We start from the raw sequence: 24,423 nt of genomic DNA, 5'->3' as shown, positions 1-24,423 counted from the left end.
AGCGCTTTTGTTGCCCAGCCGGCCCGTTACGGGCCGGTTTTTTTCACTCTGGCCTTTCCCATCGGCGGGAAGGTCGGGACCCGCGGCGCGGCGATTACTCGCCCTGCGTCGCCGGCATCATGCCCTTTTGCGCCGGTTGCACCGCACCGTCCGCCCGAGCCAGGCGGTTAAGCTTCGGCGCGAACGCCAGCATCAGCACGGCGATGACGCCGGTGCAGATGCCTATCTGCATAAACACATGGCTATAGACCTGCAAAGAGTGGTGCGCATCGCTCCCGTCGGACGGTACCGCGGATAAGTTGGCGACGAAGCCGGCGATAATCGCCGCCGCGGCGGTGGTTAGGAACCAGGCGCCCATGATGAACCCCATCAAACGCTGCGGAACCAGCTGCGCCACCATCGCCAGACCGAGTCCGGAGATCATCAACTCGCCAATGCTTTGCAGCGCATAGCTCAGAATGAGCCAGTAAATCGACACCATGCCGGCCGCGCTGGCGAAATGCGCACCCAGCGGCAGCACCAGGAAGGCCAGCGAACACAGCACCATACCGATGGCAAACTTGAACGGCATCGGCAGGAGATCCCCCAAGCGATTATATCCCGCCGCCAGTAATGGGCTGGCAAGCATGATCCAGAAAGGATTCAGCGCTTGAAACTGCTCAGGTTCAAAATTCAGTCCCAGCAGCGAGGTTTCAACATTATGGATAGCGAAAAAGTTAAGGGAGGTCGGCATCTGGCTATAGAGCACGAAGAAGACCACCGCCTCCAGCATCATGATGAACGCGACCAACATACGGCGACGCGCCGCGCCGTCAAGACGCAGGGTTTCATAGGCGAAAACCAGCAAAATGCCGAGCGTCACCACGCCGAGGGCCATACGCTCGATGTCCTGATGATGCAGCAACCAGGTGGCGACGGGGATAAGCACCAGAATGCTGGCAATCACCGCCAGCAGACGCGCCCCGTTAAGCGCCTCAAAATCTGGCGCTGAACCGTAATCTTTCACGTAGCCGCGGCACAACACAAAGTTCACCAGCGTGATAAGCATCCCGACGACGCTTAACGAAAACGCCACGCTCCAGCCGTAATGCGCCGCCAGCCAAGGCGTTGCCAGCATCGACAGGAACGAGCCGATGTTGATGGCCATGTAATACATGGTAAAGGCGCCGTCCAGGCGCGGATCGCCTTTTTCATAGCAGGTGGACAGCAGGGAGGACGGGTTGGCTTTGAACAGACCGCTGCCGACGGCAATGGTGGCCATACCGAGATAAACCCAGAAAACCTCATGACCGGACCAGGCCACCATGCTGTAACCGGTGGTGAGCACCAGGGTGCCGAGAATGATGACGCGTTTGGTGCCGAGCACTTTGTCGCCCAGCCAGCCGCCGATGGCGACAAAGCCATACACTAGCGCGCTGAAGGACGAAAACAAGGTAATGGAGGCGGATTCCGACAGGCCCAGCATTTTTACCAGGTAAAGGGCCAGGATACCCTGTAGGCCGTAGTAGCCGAATCGCTCCCACAGTTCGATGGAAAAAATGAGATAAAACGATTTCGGTTGCTTGAACGCGTTGATGGTCACGCGGGGTTCCGTGGTTGGTTGGTTTGCAGTTGACACAAGGACCTCGTTTTTCATTCTGCTTTTTGGTGTGCAGAAATTGTCGTGGGTAATGATGGCGGCATCATTCCACACGTATCGTTTTCAAAAGGGGCGAACGGTTAAACATCCGTTCTCGGTCGTTCGGAAGATTTTAACGCGGTTGCATAATGCAGTTCCGGCGAAGCATAAAATATAATGCAGTCCCAAGACAATCGATTTTTTATTCTGCCAAGTTCATAATTATCAAACAAAACTAATTTTCAATATGAAAATTAGTCACTTACCTATGAGAGAAAAAAGCGGTGAACAAGGTGAATTGCTGTGCCTTTAACCAGACAGACGGGACACATCGTGCGTGACTATGCACTTGCCGCTTATCGTCAAGGGTGCAGAGACAACGATGGGGCCGCGTTCTGCCCACAGCCCTAAACGGCTTTTCGCAACGGCGCCTTCAACGGGCATGGGTGCGGCGATCGGCGTCAATGGCCGTCTGCCTGGCCCGCCCAGCAACGGCCGCGTCAGGGCTACTGCCGGCGCGACGTCCTGAAGGGGCAGGCCGCCGAGGACGGGTTATTGCGGATAATGTTTTTGATCGTACTCACACAGATCTTCAATCAGGCAGGAGCCGCAGCGCGGTTTACGAGCGATGCAAGTATAGCGGCCGTGGAGAATAAACCAATGGTGGCAATCGACCTGAAACGCTTTCGGCACGACGGCCAACAGCTTTTGCTCCACCGCTTCCACGTCTTTGCCAACCGCAAAACGGGTACGGTTGGTGACGCGGAAAATATGGGTATCCACGGCGATCGTCGGCCAGCCGAAAGCGGTATTCAGCACGACATTGGCGGTTTTGCGCCCGACGCCCGGCAGCGCCTCCAGCGCGGCGCGGTCCTCGGGTACCACGCCCTGGTGCCGCTCTAGCAGCAGCCGACAAGTTTTAATGATATTTTCCGCTTTGCTGTTAAAGAGTCCTATCGATTTGATATAGCTTTTGACGCCCTCCACCCCCAGCGCCAGCATGGCCTGCGGCGTATTGGCCACCGGAAATAACAGGCGGGTGGCCTTATTGACGCTGACATCGGTGGCCTGTGCCGAGAGCAGTACCGCGATTAACAGCTCGAAAGGCGAACGGTACTCCAACTCGGTGGTGGGGTGAGGATTATTGGCCTGCAGGCGGCAAAGCATGTCATAACGCTTGGTTTTATTCATCGGATAACGGTTGTCCCTGTTGCAGCACTACCGGTCGGGTCGGCTTCGGTTGCCTGGCTTTCATGCGTTGATCGATAAGGTATTTTCCCGCCAGCATAAAGCCCAGGCCGATAAACGCGCCGGGCGGCAGCATCGCCAGCAAAAACGGCGTGTCGGTGTGAAACACCTCGATGCGCAGCACGCGCGCCCAGCCGCCCAGCAGTTGATCGGCACCATCGAACAGCGTGCCGTTACCGAGCAGCTCACGCAGGGCGCCGAGCAGGAGCAACGCGCAGGTTGAGCCCAGTCCGATGGCGAAACCGTCCAGCGCCGCCAGCGACGGCGGCCGCTGCGAGGCATAGGCTTCCGCCCGGCCGATGACGATGCAATTGGTGACGATGAGGGGAATGAAAATGCCGAGAGATTGATAAAGGCCAAACGCGTAGGCGTTAATAAGCATCTGTACCGTTGAGACCACCGAGGCGATAATCATCACATAGATAGGAATGCGGATTTCGCCGGGGATCCAGCGGCGCAGGGCCGATACCGCGGTATTGGTGCAAACCAGCACCAGCGTGGTGGCAAGCCCCAATCCGAGCGCGTTGGTGGCGGTGTTCGATACCGCCAACAGCGGACACAGCCCCAATAACTGCACCAGCGACGAGTTATTGCGCCACAGGCCCTTGATGATGATCCGTTTTGCTTCATTCATGCGGCGTTTCTCCACAATGCGGCATCTGCTCCAGCGCGTTAAGGTTCTTTTTCAAAAAGCCGGTGGTGTGTTTTACGCCATTGATCACTGCTCGCGGAGTAATGGTGGCGCCGGTGAACTGATCGAACATACCACCGTCTTTCTTTACCGCCCAACTTTTGTCGTTATCCGAGCGCACGGTTTTGCCGTTAAAGTAGGTGATCCAATCCGAAATGCGCAGCTCGATTTTGTCGCCCAGCCCCGGCGTCTCATGATGGCGCGTCACCCGGGCGCCCAATACATTGCCGGCGAAATCCACGCCAATCAGCAACTCGATGGCGCCGGAATAGCCGTCCGGCGCGGTGGACTCCACCGCCGCCGCTACCGGCGTGCCATCTTTGCGCGCCAAATAAAGCCGGTGTGGGGCGCTGCTACCGAGCGCCGGGTCGGTCACCAGATAACACTCGTCCAGCAGCTGGTTATTATAGAGATTCGGCGGCAACACCTGATCGAGCAATTGCATCTGCTGTCTGGCCGCCTGCCGTTCAATGGTGCTGGTGGTCAGGCTGTTGACCAGCGCCGTCAGCCCGGTGGCAAGGGCGGCGAATACGGCAAGGGTCGTGCCGTGCTTCCTCATTGTCTCTAACATCCTACCTTCATTAGCGATGGCCATATGCGCGCGGCTGAGTGTAGTGATCTATCAGCGGCACGCAGATATTGGCCAGCAGTACGGCGAAGGCCACGCCATCAGGGTAACCTCCCCAGGTACGGATAAGCCATACCAACAGACCCGTTAACGCGCCAAAGAAAAGCCGCCCTTTGACGGTGGTCGCCGCGGTGACCGGGTCGGTGGCAATAAAAAACGCACCCAGCATCGTAGCGCCGGAAAACAGGTGCAGTAAAGGCGGCGCGCTGACCGCTGGCGCCAGCCAATGGCCGAGGCCGGCGCAAATCAGCATGGCGGCAAGGACGCTAAGCGGAATATGCCAGCTAATTACCCGCCGCCAGATCAGATATAGCCCACCCAGTAAAAAGCCAATATTGGCCCAGGTCCATCCCGCGCTCGCCTGCCAGTCCCAGCGGGCGTTTAGCGCGGTGAGCGCACCGGTACGCAGGCCGGTTTTGAACCCGTCGAGCGGGGTCGCCTGGGTGACGCCATCGACGGTGGCGCGCAGTTGGGCGAGCGTCAGACCGTTCGGCGTGGCGCCGGTAAAAATAAGCGCCATGCTGTCAGTTAGGGAGGCCGGATGCAGTAGCAGGCTTTGCTGCGGCGACCAACTGGTCATCTGCACCGGGAAGGAGATCAATAGTACCACATAGCCCACCATGGCCGGATTGAACGGGTTATGGCCGAGCCCGCCGTAGAGCTGTTTGGCGATAATAATCGCGAACGCCGTCGCCAGAACTATCATCCACCACGGGCCCAGCGGCGGCAAACTCAACGCCAGCAAAAGAGCGGTAAGCAGGGCGGATCCATCGTTCAGCCGGTCCGCCAGGGGCTGACGGCGCAGTTTAAGCACCACGCCCTCAGCAATCAGCGCGGTGGCGCAGGCTAACGCCAGTTGAATAACCACGCCGCTGCCGAAAAAATACGCCAATGCCGCCAGCCCCGGCAGGCAGGCAAGCATGACCTGAATCATGATTTGCCGGGTGGTTTGCCGGTTATGGGTGAAGGGGGAGCTTGCAATTCTAAACGCCATTAGTCCTCTTCAGACGAAATTGTGGTCGCGGAGGCAACATTATGCTCCGCTTTCTGCCGAGCGGGGATCGCCGCGCCGGTCGTGTGGCTTTCGCCCGCGGAGGTGGCAGCGGCAATCATCGGTTTCATGACAGTGTCACTTTTGGCGCAGTCGTCGTCTGCTGACGGCCGGGTGGTTTCGCGCCGCGGTTTCCTGGGCCGCTTGTCGCCGGGCTTTGACCCGGGCGATGGCGGCGGCAACGGCCTCCTTTTGCGCGGATCGGCATTCATCACCTCAGGCGAGGTGGCGTGATGAGTGGAGGCAGCGCCCGCCGCCGGGGAAACGGCTTCAGTAGCCTCGCGGTTATCGCGCGTTGGCGACCGGGTTAACCCATTGGCGGGTGTCGTCGCCGTGTCGATGTTGGTGACATTGTCACTTAAGATGCTCTCTCTGGCAGGTCGGCGCGGGGCGTTGTCCTGCGGCCGCCGTGCGGCGCCGGATTGCGCCTCTTGCCGCCGGGCTTTAACCCGGGCCATGGCGGCGGCAACGGAATCTTGCGGCGATCCGTCCGCCGTGACGGCGTTGACTGGCTGCGGGCCGTTCAGCGCGCCGGGGACCGGAGCGGTGGCTGAGTCGAGTTTCACCGCCGCCTGCTGATAACGGGCGAGCCGTTGCTGTTTTTCCCGCTCGCGCCGTGCCAACTTCGCTTCATAGCGCGCTTTGGCCTGCGCCGCGCGCCGTGCGTCATCGTCCAGCGCGCGGATTTCCGCTTTCTGCTGACGGTAATACTGTACCAGCGGAATATTGCTGGGGCAGACATAGGCGCAGGCGCCGCATTCAATACAATCAAACAAGTGGTGCTGGCGGGCCTTATCGTGCTCTTGTCCGCGGCTGAACCAATAGAGTTGCTGCGGTAGCAGGCTGGCCGGACAGGCATCCGCGCACCGGCTGCAACGGATACAGCTTTGTTCCGGCTCGGTCGGCGCCAGTTCACGATCGGACGGTGCCAGCAGGCAGTTGCTGATTTTGACCACCGGCACGTCCAGCGCCGGTAAGGTGAAGCCCATTAACGGCCCACCCATAATAACGATCGGTTGTGCGGCGGGCGAGAAGCCGGCGTGGGTGAGCAGGTGGCTTACCGGCGTACCAAGGCGTGCCCAGACATTGCCCGGCCGCGCCAGCGCTTCGCCGGTCAGGGTCACCACGCGCTCGGTCAGCGATTCGCCATCTATAATCGCCCGCTTGATGGCATAGACGGTACTCACATTCAACATCGCCACGCCGATAGCGGCGGAATGTTGCCCAACGGGCACCTCTTTGCCGGTCAGAATTTTGGTTAATTGCTTGGCGCCACCGGAAGGATATTTGGTGGGAATGACCCGCAGCTCCCCGACCGGGCAGCCGCGAAGCGCGGCTTTGAGGGCGGTAATTGCGTCGGGTTTGTTGTCTTCCACGCCCTGCAGCAGGCGCTGTGGTTGCAGCATATGGCGCAAGACAGCCATGCCGGTGACAATGTCACCGGCATGTTCCTGCATGAGCCGATCGTCGGCGGTGATATAGGGCTCGCATTCGGCGCCGTTGATAATAAGGGTCTCTACCCCTGACATGCCGCCGCTGAGTTTGGCCGCGGTGGGAAAGCCCGCGCCGCCCAGACCCGCGATGCCGCTCTGGTGGATACGTTCGAGCAGCTGCGCCGGCGGACATTGGCGGAAATCCGCCAGGGGCTGACGCGCTACCCAGCGGTCGTCGCCGTCGGGCAATAAAATAACGCTCAACTCCGCTAACCCCGACGGATGCGCGGTGCGGTGCGGCGTAATCGCCGCGATGGTGCCGGAGGTAGGGGCGTGTACCGGCAAGGTTCGGCCGCTGCCGGCGGTCAAAGGTTGACCCCGTAGGACGTGATCGCCGACCGTCACCCGCAACTCTCCCTCCGGGCCCAAATGCTGTTTCAGGGGGATAATCAGCTTGTCGGGCAGCGGCAGCGATTTGAGCGTCACGCCGCTGGACTGGCTTTTCATCTCGGGGGGATGGATGCCGCCCGGGAAATCCCAGAGCCGCTGTTTGCGCAGGGCGGACAATAAATTAAACATGTTGCTCCTGCTGAATGACCGTAATAGGGATGGTGCGCAAATCCCATTTCCAACTCTCGGGCGTGACGGCAAGCGGCCGCATTTCGATACAGTTGGTGGGACAGGGCGCGACGCAAAGATCGCAGCCCCTGCATAAATCGCTCACCACGGTATGCACGGCGCGAGTGGCGCCGACAATCGCATCCACCGGGCAGGCCTGTATACATTTGGTGCAGCCGATACAGTTGCCTTCGTCTATCCAGGCTACCCGCGATTCAGGACGCGCGGCGCCATCTTCTGCCATCGGCTGGGGATCGACGCTAAGCTGCGCGGCGATTTTCAGCATCACCGCCTCGCCGCCCGGCACACATTTATTAATCGGGGCGCCGCCGGCCACCGCTTCGGCATAGGGACGACAACCGGGATAGCCGCATTGGGCGCACTGGCTTTGCGGCAACAGGGCATCAATGCGCTCGGCCACCGGATCGGCGTCGACATGAAAACGACGGGCGGCAAAGCCCAGCAGCGCGCCGGCCACCAATGCCAGAACGCTGAGTGCGGCGACGGCCAGCCAGAACGTCAACATCAGACCTTCACCAGTCCGGTAAAGCCCATAAAGGCCAGCGACATCAGCCCTGCGGTAATCAGGGCGATAGAGGGGCCTTTGAGCGGTGCCGGGACATCCGCCACCGCCAGTCGTTCGCGGATCGCGGCGAACAGGACCATCACCAGCGAGAAACCGGCGGCGGCGCTAAAACCGTAGAGGGCGGATTGCAGGAAATTGTGGTTTTCATTGACGTTGAGAAGCGCAACGCCCAGGACGGCGCAGTTGGTGGTGATAAGCGGCAGAAAGATGCCGAGCAGCCGGTAAAGGGCCGGACTGGTTTTACGCACCACCAGTTCGGTAAACTGTACCACCACCGCGATAATAAAAATGAACGCCAGCGTCCGCAGATAGGGAATATTTAGCGGCAGCAGGATAAAATCATTGATAAGCCAGGCACAAATCGACGCCAGCGTCATGACGAACGTCGTCGTCATACCCATGCACAGGGCGGTCTCCACTTTTTTGGAAACCCCCATAAAGGGGCACAGCCCGAGGAATTTGACCAGCACAAAGTTGTTCACCAGCACGGTGCCGACGAACAGCATCAGGTAACCATTCATTGCCATACCTAAATAAGAAACAGCGGGCATTATCCGGGATTGACGGGCGTTCGACAACCCACTTCACGCGCGCGAAGAAGAAGAGGGCTGTTCCGCTGAGCGGCTATCAGCGCCTCTTTCACCGCGAGCCAGGGGCGGGTTTGATCGGTCCGACCAGCGACGGCGCACCATTCAGCCCTATCGGCGCGAATACGGCCCGGCTCAGGGCAGGATAAACGTCTGACGCACGCGTTGCGAGCGCTTCATATAGGGCACCAGCACCGCCGCGGCCAGAACGGGCGGAAACAGCACCCGCAGCGCCAGATTATCACTGACCGGGGCAAAGGCGAAGGTTTTGATGCCGAGCAATATCCCTACCAGCAGCCACAGGATAAGCAGGCGGGGGAAGCGCCGCGAGCGGCGAAACAGGAGCCGTAGCAGCCAGAAGGTGAAAAGCCACATTGCCCCGAGGCGAGCAGACTGGCGAGGGCGGCCGGCGTCAAGACGCCGGCGTGCTGCAGCAAAAACCAGAGATACACCAGCAGCATCGCGGTGGCGCTCAATAGCGTCATTCCAAGCCAGGCGACGACCGCCCATAGCCAGCCGCCAATAGGACGCGGCGCGAGTTCAGCGACAGGCATCGTCACACCACATACCGCCAAACCACTTTCGGTACCTGTCCGAGATCAAACAAACGTCCGCCGGCGGCTAATTCAGCGCGGCGATGATCCGCTGCACGATACATGTTGATAATTTCAGCATCATCGGTCAGGGAATAATTTAAATGATCAAACAGTTTTTCCAGACTTTCAGATGTGTTTACCTTACGAAACTTCAGCAAATAATCGTGGGCAGTCATGTTGCGCTTTCAGGGAAGAGAATATAAGCATCGTAGTATATTCCGTGCGGCCGGCCTGTCCAGAAATTCCTGTCAAAAAACGCAAAAACGCGGAAAAATACCCGCGTTGACATCGATTCGGCCAAAATAAGGTCGCGCAACGGCGGAAAGCCTGGCGCGGGCTCGCCTGAACCGAAATAAAGGCGCCGCAAGCGCAATGGATAACGCTATGGCGCGCACCGTCGATTAATAGATATTGTTATTCAGCGCATTAACTTGCCGCGAGTTTATAATAAAGTTCATTCCAGCGCAGCGCCTGTTTAAAATCGGCTAGCCGCGTTTCATTATCAATCACCATTAATTCAATATTATTCATTTCCGCATATAGACGCAGCGGCGCGAGCGTGAGCGTGAGCGTGAGCGCCTGGCTAAACACGGTATGATGAGCGCCGCCCGCGGTGATCCAGGCTTGCGCCGCGACCGCCAGCGACGGCTGGGCACGCCACCGGCAGTTTGGGCAGCGGTTGCGGCTGTTCGATGGTGTCGACCACATTTACCAGCAGGCGAAAGCGGGAGCACAAGTCGATAACAGAAGCCACCACCGCCGGTCCCGCGGGTGTCGAAAACAGCAGCCGCGCCGGATCGGTTTTGCCGCCGATGCCGAGGTACTGCGCATCAACCAGGGGTTTTTCTTCGCGGGTGATGCTCGGGCAGACTTCCAGCATGTGCGAGCCCACCACCAGGTCGTTACCGGGCTCGAAATGATAAGTATAATCCTCTATAAACGAGGTGCCTCCCGGCAGTCCCGCCGCCATGACTTTGCAAATGCGCAGCAGGGCGGCGGTCTTCCAGTCGCCCTCGCCGCCGAAGCCATAGCCCTGCTCCATAAGCCGCTGCACCGCCAGTCCCGGCAACTGCTTTAACCTGTAAAGGTTTTCAAAATTGGTGGTAAAGGCGTAACAGCCGGCCTGCTGCAAAAATCGCTTCAGTCCAAGCTCAATACGTGTCACATCCAGCAAATTCTCGCGCCGGTCGCCGCCTGTCTGCACCGCCGGGGTCAGGATATAACGCGATTCGTATTCGTCGATAAGCGCATCCACATCGCCGTCGCTGACCGCGTCCACCACCGACACCAGATCGCCCAGCCCGTAGGCGGTAACCGAGTAGCCGAATTGGATCTGCGCGCTAACCTTGTTGCCCTCGGTCACCGCCACCTCGCGCATGTTGTCGCCGAAACGGGCAACGACCAACTGCTGACTTTCCTGGCGGCCGAGCGCCGCGCGCATCCAGTCGCCGATCTCCGCGTAGGTGCGGGGATCGCGCCAGTGGCCGACCACCACCTGATGCGCCAGTTGCATGCGCGCGCCGATAAACCCGAATTCCCGCCCGCCGTGCGCGGTTTGGTTAAGGTTCATGAAGTCCATATCCATGGTCTGCCAGGGAACCTTATCGTTAAATTGGGTGTGAAATTGCAGTAAAGGCTTATGCAAGATACTCAGTCCGCCTATCCACATTTTGGCCGGAGAAAAAGTATGCAGCCAGGTTATCAGGCCCAGGCAGCGGGGCTGATAATTGGCGTCACGGCAGAGCGCGAGAATGTGATCCGGCGACGTCACCAGCGGCTTGAGCACCAATTTCAGCGGCAGGCCGACATCATCATTCAAGCCGGCAACCACCGTTTCGGCGTGGCGCTGCACCTGGCGCAGGGTCTCTTCGCCGTAAAGATGCTGACTGCCGATGACGAACAATACTTTATAATTTTGGCAGATTTCCATCATGACTCCTGAACGGTGAAACACGTTGGTCCTGCGCGCGGCCGTTCAGCCGGCATTGTCCGCCACCGCGCCGAAAATGGCGGCGCCGAGGGCGCAGCACTGATCCGAGGCCACCTGTTGCAGCGGCCGGTTCATGACGTCGGCGCACACCTGCATGATCACCGGGGATTTGCGGGCGATGCCGCCCATGACCAGCAGGTTTTCCACCGGAATGTCCTGCTGCTCGAAGCATTCCATAATGGCTCGGGCGCCAAAGGCGGTCGCGGCTATAAGGCCGCTAAACAGCGCGGGCGCGTCGGTGGCCAGTGTCAGACCGGTCACCACCCCTTGCAAACGCTGGTTGGCGTAAGGGGTGCGTCGGCCGTTGAACCAGTCAAGCACGACGGGCAGATGATCCAACTGCGGATCCTGCGCCCAGCTTTCCGCTAGCCTGGACAACAGGGCTTCCCGTACCGGCGCAATCGTGGCGGCGAGTGACGGATCGGCTTCAACGGCCTGCTGTAGCGGCCAGTCCACCAGGCGGGCGAACCAGGCATAGATATCGCCAAACGCCGACTGGCCCGCCTCCAGCCCAATAAAGCCCGGCACGACGCTGCCGTCGACCTGGCCGCAGATGCCGGCGATGGCAATCTCTTGCGACAAGCCGAGCCTGGTCGCCCAGTCGCTGCACAGCCGGCCCACCGGTTGTTCCGCGGTTTGGGTGCCGCGTCAATAGCGGGTCCAGTGCGTTGAAAAACCCGGCGGGGGGCAGGCCGCCCCAGTCGGGATGCCAAAGGGATTTATGGCCGGCGGCGCAGCGCCGCCGGTTGGATGGTGCCCGACAATACCGCCGAGATCCAGTCGCACAGTTCGACCCAGGAAGCCGCATGCCGGCGCACGGCCTCGTCCTGGTGGGTGATGTGTAGGATTTTGGCCCAGAACCATTCCGAGGAGTACACGCCGCCGATATAGCGGGTGTAGTCCTCCTGGTCGGGCTGGTGGCACAGACGGGTAATGGCCTCGGCTTCATCGATGGCGGTATGGTCTTTTCACAGGACGAACATGGCATTGGGGTTGTCGGCAAAGTCGGGGCGTAGCGCCAGCACGCGGCCTTCGGCATCCACCGGCGCCGGCGTCGACCCGGTCGTATCAACGCCGATACCGACGATCTGCTGGCGCTGTGCGGGGGAAAGCTGTTCGATGACGGCCTTCAGGGCCTGTTCCATGGATTCCAGGTAATCCGCCGGATGGTGACGAAACTGATTGATGGCGGGGCGGTTGAACTGGCCGGCACGCCAGCGTGGGTACCATACCACGTCGGTCGCCAGCTCCTGACCGGTGTCGCAGGATACCGCCAAGGCGCGAACCGAGTCACTGCCGAAGTCCAGTCCCAGACTGATGGCCGCATTCTTCATTTCATTTTCCCTTACCCGTTGCGCTAACGATGAGGATAACCATAAGGACTCTCGGCGCGGGCGGTGAGGAGGGGTTAGCTGGATGTATGCACAAATCTGCCGCTTATGGTCATTTTGTGAGCGACTTCAAAGGTTAATAGCAGGTTAAATTAGCTGAATTTATGGAGTTATCTGCTGTTCTTGGGAAATGTGATAACGCTCTACCTCTGGCTGACATTTACAGGCTAAAACTACCCCGGTTTGTCCCCTGGCGGGCGGCATTATGCGGTATCAATGTGCATTATTGCCCGGTGGAGATAACCCGAAGATTCTATGAGAGCGTTTACACACTCGCCGGCAACGGAGCACGATGATAACTAAAATCGGAGAATCACATGTATAAATTCACTCAGGCGTTAGCGGCTATCGGACTAGCCGCGGTTATGTCTCATTCGGCTATGGCTGACAATTTAAAACTCGGTTTTTTGGTGAAACAGCCCGAGGAACCCTGGTTCCAGACCGAATGGCGCTTCGCTGATAAGGCCGGCAAGGATTTGGGCTTCGAGGTGATAAAGATCGCCGTGCCGGACGGCGAGAAAACCCTCAAAGCCATCGACAGCCTTGCCGCCAGCGGTGCGAAAGGGTTCGTGATATGCACGCCGGATCCCAAACTCGGTTCGGCGATCGTTGCCAAGGCGCGCAGCTATGATCTGAAGGTCATTGCCGTGGACGATCAGTTCGTCACCGTCAAAGGCAAGCCGATGGATAGCGTGCCGCTGGTCATGGTGGCCGCCACTAAAATCGGCGAGCACCAGGGGCAAGAGCTGTGGAAAGAGATGAACAAACGCGGCTGGAAGGTGCAGGACACCGGCGTAATGGCCATCACCACCAATGAACTGGACACCGCCCGCCGTCGGACCACGGGCTCTATGGACGCGCTGAAGACCGCGGGTTTCCCGGAAAAGCAGATCTATCAGGTCCCCACCAAATCTAACCACATTCCGGGCGCCTTTGACGCGGCCAACTCGCTGTTGGTTCAGCATCCGGCGGTGAAGAACTGGCTGATTATCGGTATGAACGACAATACGGTGCTGGGCGGTGCGCGCGCGTTTGAAGGACAGGGCTTCAAGGCCGAAAATGTCATTGGTATCGGCATCAACGGCGTGGACGCGGTAAGCGAGTTGTCCAAAGCCAACGCTACCGGTTTCTACGGTTCGCTGCTGCCGAGCCAGGACGTACATGGCTATAAGAGCATTCAAATGCTGGATAAGTGGGTGACCAAAGGCGTGGAGCCGCCTAAATTCACCGAAGTGACCGATGTGGTACTCATCACCCGCGACAATTTCAAGCAGGAGCTGGACAAAAAAGGGCTGTGACCAGTCCTGTCGGTTGACGGGCCGCCGCGTGGCGGCCCGTCTCATGGATGACGTGATTCCCTCGCCGCGGCTCCGGCCGCCGGGGTAACAGGCGCGGCTATTCGAGGATGTATTCATGACCACGACACCGCCTTACCTGTCGTTTCGCAGCATTGGCAAAGTGTTTCTCGGCGTCAAGGCGTTGGACGCCATCAGTTTTGATTGTTATCCCGGCCAGATCCATGCCCTGATGGGCGAAAATGGCGCCGGCAAGTCGACGCTGTTGAAAATCCTCAGCGGCAGCTATACGCCGTCGCAGGGCGAAATACTGATCAAAGGCCAGCCAGCCGGTGCGGTTTGCAACCTCCCTGGATGCGCTGAACGCCGGCGTCGCCATTATCTATCAGGAGCTGCATTTAGTGCCCGAGATGACGGTGGCGGAAAATATTTATTTGGGCCAATTGCCCGCGCGGGGTGGCCTGGTGCGCCGCCGAATTCTGCATTATGAAGCCCAACTGCAACTGGCGCATTTGGGGCTGGATATCGCGCCGGATACGCCGCTGAAATACCTGTCCATCGGCCAATGGCAAATGGTGGAAATCGCCAAGGCGCAGGCGCGCAACGCGAAAATTATCGCCTTCGACGAACCGACCAGCTCGCTATCGGCACGGGAGATAGAACAGCTGTTTCGCGTAATCCGCGAACTGCGCGCCGAAGGGCGGGTGATTTTGTATGTGTCGCACCGCATGGAGAAGATCTTTGCCCTGAGCGATGCCATCACCGTGTTCAAAGATGGCCGCTTTGTGCAGACGTTTACCGATACCGCCTCGGTATCCCACGCCCAACTGGTGCATCCGTTGGGTAGGCAAAGAACGTGGCCAGATTGGCCCAGTTTGCCTGCCAGCTTCGACTTATTTGCGGGTAGCGGATGTCCCAGGCACTGGAGAACGCTTCCAGCGCCTGCAAGCCGGCTTCTTCCGTAGGGGCCTGATAGATAGCTTTCAGGTCGCGGGTGACGGCCTTGTAGTCCTTCCAGGAGACGAACCGCAGGCTGTTGCGCACCATATGCACGATACACAGCTGGAGCCGCGTCTCCGGATACACCGCGTTAATAGCGTCAGGGAAACCTTTCAGCCCGTCTATGCAGGCGATAAGGATATCGTTCAGGCCGCGGTTTTTCAGCTCTGTCAGCACGTTCAGCCAGAACTTTGCGCCTTCATTTTCGGCCAGCCACATACCTAGCAACTCTTTCTGGCCTTCGATGTTGATGCCCAGTGCCAGGAACACAGATTTGTTGATGATGCGGCTGTCCTGCCGGACTTTTAGAACGATACAGTCAAGATAAACAATGGGATAGACTGCATCCAGAGGCCGGTTTTGCCATTCGACAACCTGCTCCATGACCGCATCGGTGACCTTTGAGACCAGCGCCGGCGAGACATCGGCGTCATACAGCTCTTTGAACGCGGCGGCGATCTCGCGGGTGGTCATCCCTTTGGCGTACAACGATAAAATCTGGTTATCCATCCCGGTAATCCGGGTCTGGTTCTTCTTCACCACTTGCGGTTCAAAGGAACCGTCACGATCGCGCGGAGTACGCAGCGCCAGCGAGCCATCGCCAGTGGTAACGGTTTTTGTGGAATAGCCGTTGCGGGCGTTGGTCCCCGGTTTAGGCTGATTTTTATCGTAGCCGAGGTGATGGGTCATTTCGGCATCGAGAGCTGCTTCGACGCTGATTTTTTTCAGCAGCCGATCGAAGTGACTGAGATCTTCAGGGGTTTTGAGATTTTTGGCCAGTTCGTTAGCCAGAGCCTGCAACTGTTTTTCGTCCATAAATTAACCTGTTTTTGATGTTGGATTGAACATATCAAAATCAGGCAAATACACAAATTTCTAAACAGGCTCATCGCTGACAACAACGTGTGTGCTCCTGCAGAGGAAGAAAGACACAACAGACCTAATTTAGCACACAATCACAAGCAGGCCATTTAAACAAGTGGAAATTATTTGTTTAATTTTTGTTAAAATAGCAAATATAAACCTGTTTAAACGGCCTTCAAACTTACTCAAACTACGACCAATCTAGTCCAGAATATAGTGCAAAAAAATCATTTTTTGCTCATTTTTTTGCGACGAGTCCAGAATCCTTAAAATCGCTGTAAGCCGCGCCAGTAAAGGGCTTCCGGCTAATTCATCGTTCCCCTTGAGAGTCCAGAAATGATTGCCACCCCACACGTGATAAACACGTCAGAGGCCCGCGCCAACCGCGCCGGCCAGCAGCAGACCGCCAAGCAACAACGCTTTTTTGGTGCCTGTTATCCCTCATCCCATTAGGCCATGCCCGTAAAGTCATTGAATAACGCCGCCGCGCAGACATTCCCCCGCCCCCGCGCCGGCCGCCGGCGGCAGCACTGGGATCCGTCACCTGCAGTCTATCGCCAATACACCTGAATGTACGACGCTGTTGCCAACCTCGCCGGGGGCCCTCCCGGCGTGTGGCGCGCGCGCCGAGCGTCAGTCAGCCGCCTGCGCGATCCTTCCTTGGGAAGACGACTCGCTGCTGCAACAGGTGATGCTTTGCTGTGAAACGTTGATGGATCGGGCCCGGCATCAGCGCGAAACGGGGCTTGGGGCGCCGCCATGCCGCTGGCGACTGAGCGCCAAAAAAGCGTTGTTGCTTGGCGGTCTGCTGCTGGCCGGCGCGGTTGGCGCGGGCCATGGTCTTTGGCGGGCCATGATAACGACGAGACTCGGAGGGATACCCTTGGCTACGTGCGCCATCCCGACGCCGCCGCCTATGTGGCGGATCCTCCGCCCACGACCACGCTTGCCCCGACGCCGGATGAGGTCAAAAAGGTCAAGCTGGATTTTTCATGTTTTGAGCAACGGCAAACCCTGACGGCCGCCGGTATATTGCGCCAAATTGGTAATACCTTGAAAAATCCGGTATCGGCCCTGGCGGAAGAGTCGCAGGTGATCTACTTCTATCAGAACGTGGGCCGCTGCCCCAGCGAAGACGAAGTGGAAAAGCTTAGCAACATTACCCATAAAGTGGATGCGGTGGTCTCCGCGGTGGTGGCGTTATTGCCCGGTTCGCAACCGCTGGTCATTGCGCAAAACATAGGCGGTCCGCTGCTTAAAATGTTGGCCGATGAAATTGACGGCCTACCCGTGGATGTTAATGAGGCGAACGAGGTCAATAATCAGATTCTGCTGTTGGCGAAATCGATCATAGCGGCCTCGCCGAAAGATAACCGCGGCGTACCGATTGACCGCACGCTGACATTACCCAAAAACACATTCGTGTCCGGTCAGTCCCTGGCTACCCGGTTAGAGGGTGAAGTGTGGAGAATAACGCACCGACAGGGGCGGTTTTACGCCCGGCGTCACGGCGTCGAGCGAGAAGTGCAGTACGACGTAAAAAGGGGGCGGTGGGTGGATAAGACGGATCCCGGGCCAGCCTGGGCGGTGCCCGGGCAAAGCTCACACCATCATGGTCAGGAGCGCATTATCAATCAGCTTGCGCTCAGGGTACAGGCGGCCAGATCCCTCGAGCACGAGCAGGATGGCGGCCTGTTTGAGGTGACCCTGGCGAACGATAAGAGCAAGCAAACGTGTATTCAAATCGCGGATCAATTTTTGCCGGTTAGACAACACGATCATCCTCCTTATTACGAAGTTTATGATATCGCTAAACCGGGCAAATCCGGTTATCCGGTCTATCTCGACGCAAAGAATCGATGGCGGTTGGGTTTTAAAGTGAAAGCGCAGCAACAGCGAAGCGGTTCAGGCCCGCATGCGTACGCTTTGTGTCGTCGCGTTTGCGCCAGGCCATAACGGAGACCTTAATGGACCCCAGCGTCGATGTCGACGCGCTCTCGCCGCCCACCAGCCAAGGGATCGTGCAGTTCGCGCCAGGGCACTCGGTATCTGCTGTTAGGAGAGCAGGTGGTGAAAATCGATAAGCATCCGTTACTGCCGCATGTCTTTATGCTGGGACCGGAGGCGGCGGATAAGATCCTCTGTCGCTTTGATCGCCGGTCACAACGCTTTGTGCTGGTTCCTGATGAAAAGGGCTTTGTGGGCGCCGCCGGCGCTGAAATCGACTACGTCAAGGCGGTGAGGGAAGCGCAGCTCCGCCTGAAGAAAAGCTTCGCCCAGCAGAGTCAAAAAATTCGCTATCGGGAGGGGTTCCGCACGGATGATTTTGAAGAGTATCGCGGGGTGTTGCAGGTGGATGATGACCTGCGCGATAACGTTAGAGGGATCCTCCTTTACGGACTGGACGACGGAGAGCTGGCGCTGGCGGGTAAGTATGCCGACGCTGCGTGGGAATTAAGAGAGGGCGTAGTCACCGCGTATCAGCATATTCATCAGGTCAAGCAAGCGCTGATGCTTGGCGATGCAGAACATCCGGTATTGCAGCGTTTTCATGAAATTTTCGCGGTCGAGCCCGAGCCCGAGTCCGCCGAGGCCCTTATGGTCACCTTGCTGCGCAATATTGAGGACACGGGGAGCGAGATTTCGCGCCATATTAGCGATAACTTCAGCCGCATTTGGCTGATAGACCACGTCAATCAGAATGTGGTCGGGGAAGTTTATCGCAACGATCCGCTTAAGCGCATTTTCATCAATCTTAAAAGAAGCGGCGCCTACCAACATTACAAACGCTATAACGTCAAATGCCATTTTCTCTGCACCCGCTACAAATTAAATGATGACGTGGCGACGATCCTGCATGAAGCCTCTCACGCCGCCATCAACACCCGGGATTTTTTTTATCTCGACAGCAGAGAGGGCCATCGGCCGCTTAATGACGAACTGGCCAGACTGTATATTGGCGATATGTCAAAAAAGAAGCCAGGGGCATTATCGAGACGGCGAAAGCGCTAAAGGTGCCATTGTCGCCGCTGAAAGAGAAGACGTTAGCCCGCCAACTGTTTAATCAGTCTCCCCAGGTGAGAGGGCGGTTTTTAATGCAAAATGCCGATTCGTTCAGCCAAATTATTATGGAATTGGCGGATAGAGTCTTAACGAGGGAGAAGCGGGCGACAACGCCGGCGAAACGGGTGAATGTCGAAGTGCTGGCGCTGTTTGCCACCCGGGCCCTATGGCAGCACGCGGCGGCGCGCCACCGGCCCGGGGAGGCGTTGGTCACGGGCGCGTCACCGCTCTGAGAGACCCCGGTGCCGGACTCGCCACCGGCGTCAATAATGGCTCGATAACGGACGCGCCGCGGGCGACGGCTAGCGTTTGTGGGCGAGTACCCGCGCGCACAGCGCCTCTTTTTCTGCCTTGTTGAGAAAAGCAATGGTTAGGCCATTTTGTTGAGCGCGGGCGATATCCTGCGCGTTTAGGCCTGCCGCCGGCGCCGCCTGACGATACTCATGACCGATGTCGATTCCCTGTACCGCCGGATCGTCGGAGTTCAATGTCGCCAAGATGCCGCTATCGAGAAAGCGTTTCAAGGGATGGTGCGCTAAATCGCGCACGGTACTGGTCTGAATATTAGAGGTCAAACAGCTTTCGATACCGATGGCGTGGGTGGCGAGGAAATCCATCAGCTTGGGATCGTCTATGGCCTTCACGCCGTGGCCGATGCGTTCAGCGCCGAGCTCCTGGATAGCCTGCCAAATACTTTCCGGCCCCGCGGCCTCACCGACGTGCACGGTAATACGCAGGCCGGCGTCCCGGGCGCGGGTAAAATGACTGAGAAACTCGCTGCCGGGATAGCCCAGCTCATCGCCGGCCAGATCCACGGTGGTAATGCCGTCGCGGCAGGCGAGGATCGCCTCCAGCTCCTGCCAGCAGGCGTCTTTGCCGAAGGTGCGGCTCATAATACCGATAAGACGCACCGGCAATCCGCTTTCGCGGCTGGCGCTTTGCACGCCATCGATGACCGCTTCCTGCGACCCCAGCACCGACACGCCCAAATCCAATTTCTGCAGAAAACTGACCAAATCCGGCTCGGTAGCGGTGACCTGCACATGGGGACGCAAGGCGTCCAGCGTGTTGGCGGGCAGGGAGACGCCAAATTCGCGGCCGAGATCGAGGATCGTTTGCGGGCGTATATTGCCGTCGAGATGACGGTGCAAATCCGTCAGCGGCAGGGACGTATCAATCATGGGTGATAACTCTTTCAGGTGACATTAATAGGATTCATTATAACAGTTCGCGGCCGGGGCGATATTCGCCCGGTTGAGAAAACGCTCCCGGCTTGGCGCCGGGAGCGGGTGACGATAACGCGGGGATTTACGGCTGCGGCACCGCCGGCGGCGCGGCGGGCTGTGGGGCGCCTTCGGGCAGCCCGAGCACGCCGAACAGACCGAGGAAGTTCTGAATCGACATTTTCTGGCCGTTCAGGTTGATTTGGTTGTCGGCATATTGAAAGCTGCTGGTCAGCGTATTATCCGCCACCGTGGTCAATTTAAACATTTGCCCCATGGCCGCCAGCCCCTGGACCTGCTGCTTGGCAAGCTGGTCGGCGTCTTTCTCATTGTAACCCTGCAAGCGGGCGAACTGCGCGGTGGTCTCGGTGGCCATATCCAGCGGCACGGTCAGCTTGGCGTCGAGTTTTTTGACGAACCTGGCCCATTGTTGATCCGACGTTAGTGCCGGATCTTGCGCGGCCTGCTGTGCCGCCGCCGGATCGTTAAGATTTAGCGTCAGCGTGAAGGTGCTTTCCCCCTTGCTGTTCTTCCAGCTCAACGGGGCGACAGTCAGGTATGGGCTGCCTTTCAGCGCGGTGGGCAACTGCTGCAAGAAGGCTTGGGTGATTTGCGCCTGCTGTTGCTGCGGATCTACCGCCCCCGTTTGCTGCATGATTTGCGCGACCTCCTGGTGATAGTGATGGCTGAAAGCTTCAATCGCTTTGCCGTCCAGATTGGATAAGGTGATGTTCAGCTTGCCGGCGCCGAAGTTTTGCCCCTGAATATGCAGCGCGTCCAGGGCATAGGCGACCTGAACGGATAACTTATCGCCGTCTTCTTGCGCGTGGGTAACCCTGGGAGAGTGCGTCGATACTTAGAATATCTTTGCCGTCCAGATTGTACACCAGCGTACGCGCTTTCAGCGTATTGTCGCCGATGCTGTAACCTTGCTTGCCGTTATGGGTATCGTTATCCACGGTGAAATCATGCACCGTCAACTGTTCGCGCTGCTGCCACTGATTAAGCCCGCCCAGCACCAGACTGTCGATGCCGCCGGAGACCTTCAGCTTGTCGCCATCGCCATCCGCGTCGACATCGAACGTCCCGCCGCTGGCGCGAATGATAGTCTGGTTATCCTGAAAATCCATCGCCGCCAGGGTGATTTTGGAAACCGTGTTGCCGCCGTAGCCAAAGCGGGTTTCCGCCACCAGCGGCACATTGCCCTTCGCGGCGTTAAACAGCGGCTGGGTTTTGGCCGTTTTCGCCAGCACGCTATGTACCGACGCCATGCTGGGGATGAGCACGCCTTTTTTCAGTTGGGCAAACGGGAAAGGACCGTGATCAACTTTCTCATTAAAGCGCACCTCTTCGCCCGGCTTGAGCAATTTATTGTCGCCGGTACTGCCGTCCGACTGCACAACGATATCAACATGACTGGTGAAGACGCCGCGCCGGTAGTTTTCCGCGGCAAAACGCAGACCCGACTGTGGAAACGCGCTTTGCAACCGAGCATTGGCGTCGTTAACCAAATCAGATAAACGGCGCTGGAATTGTTTGCCGGTGTACCAAGCGCCGCCGGTCCAGGCGGCGCCGAGAATGACGATTACGCTGACCGCTACGAGGGTTTTTTTCATAGGTTATGCATCCTTATAATTTATTGCTATCCCACTTGTCCGCCCAGCAACGCCAAAGGCAACAAAAAACAGACACGGCCGGGAACGAGGCTCATGCCATGCAACTAATATAGTAGCAATTGACAAGCATTTCGTCCGGCGGTCATTCGCTTTGATTATAAACCCGAGCTAAACGGCCACTGCCGCTGACTGTAATCGGGGAATCTTTTGCTGCGATAAATACCGACTCCCCCGGCTGGAGGGTGCATTGTCGACCGCCGCCGTCCACGGAGGCCTCGCCGTCGACGCAGAATAAAACGGCGGCGCTGTCCTGGGCCAGCGTGCGCGGCGCCGGCGTGAGCGCGTGCAGCGAAAAGGCGAAATCGTCCACCGGGATGGGGAACACCAGCGCGCCATCGTGCTGTTCGGGGACGGTCAACAGCGTGTCTTTCGATTTGGCGACGAATTGGACGTTGGCCATCAGCTCGGGCACGTCGATATACTTCGGCGTCAGGCCCGCGCGCAGCACATTGTCGGAGTTGGCCATGACTTCCAGCGCCACTCCCTTGAGATAGGCATGGGGGGTTTGCGCGAACAAAAACATCGCCTGGCCGGGCTGCAGGGTGATCACATTTAGCAGCAGCGGCGAGAACAGGCCGCTATCGTCGGGATAAACCTCGGCAATCATCCGCACGGTGTCCCAGGGTTCGTCATGCTGATGGTCCAGCGCGGCGGTGAGAATATCCAGCGCCAGGAATTTTTGCTCGCCGGTCATCGTCAGCAAATCGCCGAACAGTTGCGCTAAATGCTGCTCGTCAGGATGGGAGAGGAAGGCGGCAATGGTGGGGTGGGCTCCCGCGACGGGCTGTAATAGCGAGACGATAGACGACAGCGTGCGAAAGCCATTCATGGCCTGAAACGGCGTCAAGGCAAACACCAGTTCTGGCTTATGGTTGGTGTCCTTGTAATTGCGGTTGGGCGCGTCCAGGGTGATGCCCGCCTGGTTTTCTTTGGCAAACCCCATGCGCGCCGCGCTCAGACAGGGATGAACCTGGATAGACAGCGGCTCGTCGGCGCATAGCACCTTAAACAAAAACGGCAATTCCCCAAAACGTTCCGCCACCGCTCGGCCCAGCATGCCCTGCGGATCGCGGGTAATGAGCGTGCGCAGCGCGATTTCGTTGCCCTGGGGATCCAGAACGCGCGAACTGCTTTTGGGGTGCGCGCCCATCCACAATTCCGCCATCGGCCGGCCATCGGGATCGGTAATGCCGTAAAGCCGGATTAGGGCGTCTTTACTGCCCCAGGCGTAATGCTGGAGGGTATTTATCATCTTTTCCATGATCGTTCCCGTTAATAATTTATTGATTCGTATTGTAATAGCGCTCACCGCTCGCATAATGGTAGGCGTTTTTGTGTGGGACTATACTACCAATGCCCTGGGCATAGAAGTAAGCATCTAGGGGCGGGTTAGCGATCTTTAGGATGAATACCAGGAGGTTATGATGGCAGTCACTCGTGTAGAAAAAGATTCAATGGGGCCGATTGACGTCCCCGCGGACCACCTTTGGGGCGCGCAAACGCAACGCTCGCTGGAACATTTTCGGATTTCCAGCGAAAAAATGCCCCCGGAATTGATTAGCGCGCTGGCGCAAACCAAACGCGCCGCGGCTGAGGTCAATCAGGATCTCGGCCTGCTTGAGGCCAAGCGTGTGCAAGCCATTATCAGCGCGGCGGATGAAGTTTTGGCCGGCAAACACCCCGCCGAATTCCCGCTGGCCATATGGCAGACCGGCTCCGGCACGCAAAGCAACATGAACATGAACGAAGTGCTGGCCAACCGCGCCAGTGAATTGCTGGGCGGCGAGCGTGGCGATGGGCGTTTGGTGCATCCCAATGACGATGTTAATAAAAGCCAAAGTTCCAATGACGTCTTTCCCACGGCGATGCACGTCGCCGCGGTTATCGCCGTGCGTGAACATTTGCTGCCGCAGATAGCGATATTAAAGAAAACCTTGGCCGCCAAGGCTGCCGCCTTTAACGATATCGTGAAAATCGGCCGTACCCACCTCCAGGACGCCACGCCGCTGACGCTGGGGCAGGAAATATCCGGCTGGGTGGCGATGCTTGAGCATAGCGCAAAGCATATTGAGCAGAGCATTTCGCATCTGTGCGAACTGGCGCTGGGCGGTACCGCGGTGGGCACCGGTCTAAACACCCACCCAGAATATGCGGTTCGCGTGGCGAAAGCGCTGGCGGAACTGACTGGACAGCCGTTTGTCACCGCGCCTAACAAGTTTGAATCCCTGGCGACCTGTGATGCCCTGGTTCACGGCCATGGCGCCCTGAAAGGGCTGGCGGCGTCGATGATGAAAATCGCCAACGATGTGCGCTGGCTGGCGTCCGGTCCACGCTGCGGAATCGGCGAGCTGAGTATTCCGGAAAACGAGCCGGGCAGCTCCATCATGCCGGGCAAAGTCAACCCGACCCAGTGCGAAGCGATGACCATGCTCTGTTGCCAGGTGATGGGAAATGACGCTGCGGTGAATATTGGCGGCGCCTCCGGTAATTTCGAGTTAAACGTTTACCGCCCCATGGTTATCCATAATTTCCTGCAATCGGTGCGCCTGCTGGCGGACGGTATAGACAGCTTCAATCATCACTGTGCGGTCGGCATCGAACCTAACCGCGATCGTATCGATCAGTTGCTCAATGAATCTCTGATGCTGGTGACGGCGCTCAATACCCATATCGGCTACGACAAGGCGGCGGAAATCGAGAAGAAAGCCCATAAAGAGGGGCTGACGCTTAAGGCTTCAGCGCTGAAGTTGGGGTATGTGACGGAGCGGCAGTTCGATGAATGGGTCCGACCGGAAGACATGGTCGGCAGCATGAAAAGCTGACCGTTTACGGTCTAAAAACCGGCGAAAGGCGGGCCATAGGCAAA

18 protein-coding genes and 5 pseudogenes are annotated in these 24,423 nt (G+C 58.1%); 6 read left to right on the top strand and 17 right to left on the bottom strand.

Translation table 11 applies throughout. The features are described from left to right. Positions 1-94: 94 nt before the first annotated feature. From dtpA to SOPEG_RS26400, 12 genes and pseudogenes are all read right to left on the bottom strand, one after another. The gene (dtpA, locus tag SOPEG_RS12640; protein WP_025245617.1) at positions 95-1,618 is read right to left on the bottom strand and encodes a dipeptide/tripeptide permease DtpA; all 1,524 of its coding nucleotides are present in this window, start codon (positions 1,616-1,618) and stop codon (positions 95-97) included. Between the two features lie 552 nt (positions 1,619-2,170). Next, positions 2,171-2,809: an endonuclease III gene (gene nth, locus SOPEG_RS12635; protein ID WP_025245616.1), complete on the bottom strand. Its 639-nt coding sequence runs from the start codon at positions 2,807-2,809 to the stop codon at positions 2,171-2,173. Beyond that, entirely contained in the window at positions 2,802-3,500 is a 699-nt protein-coding gene (locus SOPEG_RS12630; RefSeq protein ID WP_025245615.1) for an electron transport complex subunit E, read from the bottom strand. The genes nth and SOPEG_RS12630 overlap by 8 nt, the downstream gene beginning before the upstream one ends. Beyond that, on the bottom strand, positions 3,493-4,128 hold the full coding sequence (gene rsxG / locus SOPEG_RS12625) for an electron transport complex subunit RsxG (protein WP_025245614.1): 636 nt from the start codon (positions 4,126-4,128) through the stop codon (positions 3,493-3,495). The genes SOPEG_RS12630 and rsxG overlap by 8 nt, the downstream gene beginning before the upstream one ends. 10 nt (positions 4,129-4,138) lie before the next feature. Continuing rightward, a complete protein-coding gene (gene rsxD / locus SOPEG_RS12620) occupies positions 4,139-5,179 on the bottom strand; it encodes an electron transport complex subunit RsxD (protein ID WP_025245613.1) in 1,041 nt (346 codons plus the stop codon). Between the two features lie 135 nt (positions 5,180-5,314). After that, positions 5,315-7,248 (bottom strand): annotated as a pseudogene (gene rsxC, locus SOPEG_RS12615) (electron transport complex subunit RsxC). Beyond that, positions 7,241-7,813 carry an electron transport complex subunit RsxB gene (gene rsxB / locus SOPEG_RS12610; protein WP_025245612.1) on the bottom strand — a complete coding sequence of 191 codons (573 nt, stop codon included), beginning with the start codon at positions 7,811-7,813 and terminating at the stop codon, positions 7,241-7,243. The pseudogene rsxC and the gene rsxB overlap by 8 nt, the downstream one beginning before the upstream one ends. After that, positions 7,813-8,394: an electron transport complex subunit RsxA gene (gene rsxA, locus SOPEG_RS12605; RefSeq protein WP_025245611.1), complete on the bottom strand. Its 582-nt coding sequence runs from the start codon at positions 8,392-8,394 to the stop codon at positions 7,813-7,815. Before rsxA ends, rsxB begins: the two co-directional genes overlap by 1 nt. Before the next feature lie 201 nt (positions 8,395-8,595). Beyond that, positions 8,596-8,970 carry a DUF2569 family protein gene (locus SOPEG_RS12595; RefSeq protein ID WP_417903414.1) on the bottom strand — a complete coding sequence of 125 codons (375 nt, stop codon included), beginning with the start codon at positions 8,968-8,970 and terminating at the stop codon, positions 8,596-8,598. Between the two features lie 46 nt (positions 8,971-9,016). Then, the gene (gene ydgT / locus SOPEG_RS12590; protein ID WP_025245609.1) at positions 9,017-9,232 is read right to left on the bottom strand and encodes a transcription modulator YdgT; all 216 of its coding nucleotides are present in this window, start codon (positions 9,230-9,232) and stop codon (positions 9,017-9,019) included. Between the two features lie 250 nt (positions 9,233-9,482). Further along, a pseudogene (araA, locus tag SOPEG_RS12585) lies at positions 9,483-10,989 on the bottom strand (L-arabinose isomerase). Between the two features lie 57 nt (positions 10,990-11,046). Next, a pseudogene (locus SOPEG_RS26400) lies at positions 11,047-12,380 on the bottom strand (ribulokinase); the annotation flags it as partial. A gap of 374 nt (positions 12,381-12,754) precedes the next feature. Between SOPEG_RS26400 and SOPEG_RS12575 the strand changes: the two are divergent. Continuing rightward, positions 12,755-13,735 carry an arabinose ABC transporter substrate-binding protein gene (locus SOPEG_RS12575; protein ID WP_025245606.1) on the top strand — a complete coding sequence of 327 codons (981 nt, stop codon included), beginning with the start codon at positions 12,755-12,757 and terminating at the stop codon, positions 13,733-13,735. Between the two features lie 115 nt (positions 13,736-13,850). After that, positions 13,851-14,574: pseudogene (locus SOPEG_RS30895) on the top strand (ATP-binding cassette domain-containing protein); the annotation flags it as partial. On the opposite strand, the pseudogene SOPEG_RS12560 reads toward SOPEG_RS30895, so the two are convergent. Next, a pseudogene (locus SOPEG_RS12560) lies at positions 14,567-15,547 on the bottom strand (IS256 family transposase); the annotation flags it as partial. The pseudogenes SOPEG_RS30895 and SOPEG_RS12560 overlap by 8 nt on opposite strands. A gap of 807 nt (positions 15,548-16,354) precedes the next feature. Here SOPEG_RS12560 and SOPEG_RS23005 point away from each other — a divergent pair. From SOPEG_RS23005 to SOPEG_RS12540, 3 genes are all read left to right on the top strand, one after another. After that, positions 16,355-17,551: a hypothetical protein gene (locus SOPEG_RS23005; protein WP_025245602.1), complete on the top strand. Its 1,197-nt coding sequence runs from the start codon at positions 16,355-16,357 to the stop codon at positions 17,549-17,551. A gap of 114 nt (positions 17,552-17,665) precedes the next feature. Continuing rightward, the gene (locus tag SOPEG_RS12545; RefSeq protein ID WP_025245601.1) at positions 17,666-18,607 is read left to right on the top strand and encodes a hypothetical protein; all 942 of its coding nucleotides are present in this window, start codon (positions 17,666-17,668) and stop codon (positions 18,605-18,607) included. An 8-nt stretch (positions 18,608-18,615) separates the two neighbouring features. Then, a complete protein-coding gene (locus SOPEG_RS12540; RefSeq protein WP_025245600.1) occupies positions 18,616-18,891 on the top strand; it encodes a hypothetical protein in 276 nt (91 codons plus the stop codon). Positions 18,892-18,960: 69 nt separating this feature from the next. On the opposite strand, the gene add is transcribed toward SOPEG_RS12540, so the two are convergent. From add to manA, 4 genes are all read right to left on the bottom strand, one after another. Next, a complete protein-coding gene (gene add / locus SOPEG_RS12535; protein ID WP_025245599.1) occupies positions 18,961-19,839 on the bottom strand; it encodes an adenosine deaminase in 879 nt (292 codons plus the stop codon). 127 nt (positions 19,840-19,966) lie between these two features. Further along, positions 19,967-20,653, bottom strand: coding sequence for a YdgA family protein (locus SOPEG_RS30260; protein ID WP_250635984.1), 687 nt, complete (start codon positions 20,651-20,653; stop codon positions 19,967-19,969). A gap of 34 nt (positions 20,654-20,687) precedes the next feature. Further along, a complete protein-coding gene (locus SOPEG_RS30255) occupies positions 20,688-21,497 on the bottom strand; it encodes a YdgA family protein (RefSeq protein ID WP_081743003.1) in 810 nt (269 codons plus the stop codon). A 142-nt stretch (positions 21,498-21,639) separates the two neighbouring features. Beyond that, positions 21,640-22,818, bottom strand: a complete 1,179-nt coding sequence (gene manA / locus SOPEG_RS12525; protein ID WP_025245598.1) for a mannose-6-phosphate isomerase — start codon at positions 22,816-22,818, stop codon at positions 21,640-21,642. 163 nt (positions 22,819-22,981) lie between these two features. Between manA and fumC the strand changes: the two genes are divergently transcribed. After that, on the top strand, positions 22,982-24,379 hold the full coding sequence (fumC, locus tag SOPEG_RS12520) for a class II fumarate hydratase (RefSeq protein ID WP_025245597.1): 1,398 nt from the start codon (positions 22,982-22,984) through the stop codon (positions 24,377-24,379). Positions 24,380-24,423: the final 44 nt, after the last annotated feature.

This window comes from Candidatus Sodalis pierantonius str. SOPE, from assembly GCF_000517405.1.
In the GTDB taxonomy this organism is placed as follows: domain Bacteria; phylum Pseudomonadota; class Gammaproteobacteria; order Enterobacterales; family Enterobacteriaceae; genus Sodalis_C; species Sodalis_C pierantonii.
This window is presented reverse-complemented; position numbering and strand designations above follow the sequence as displayed.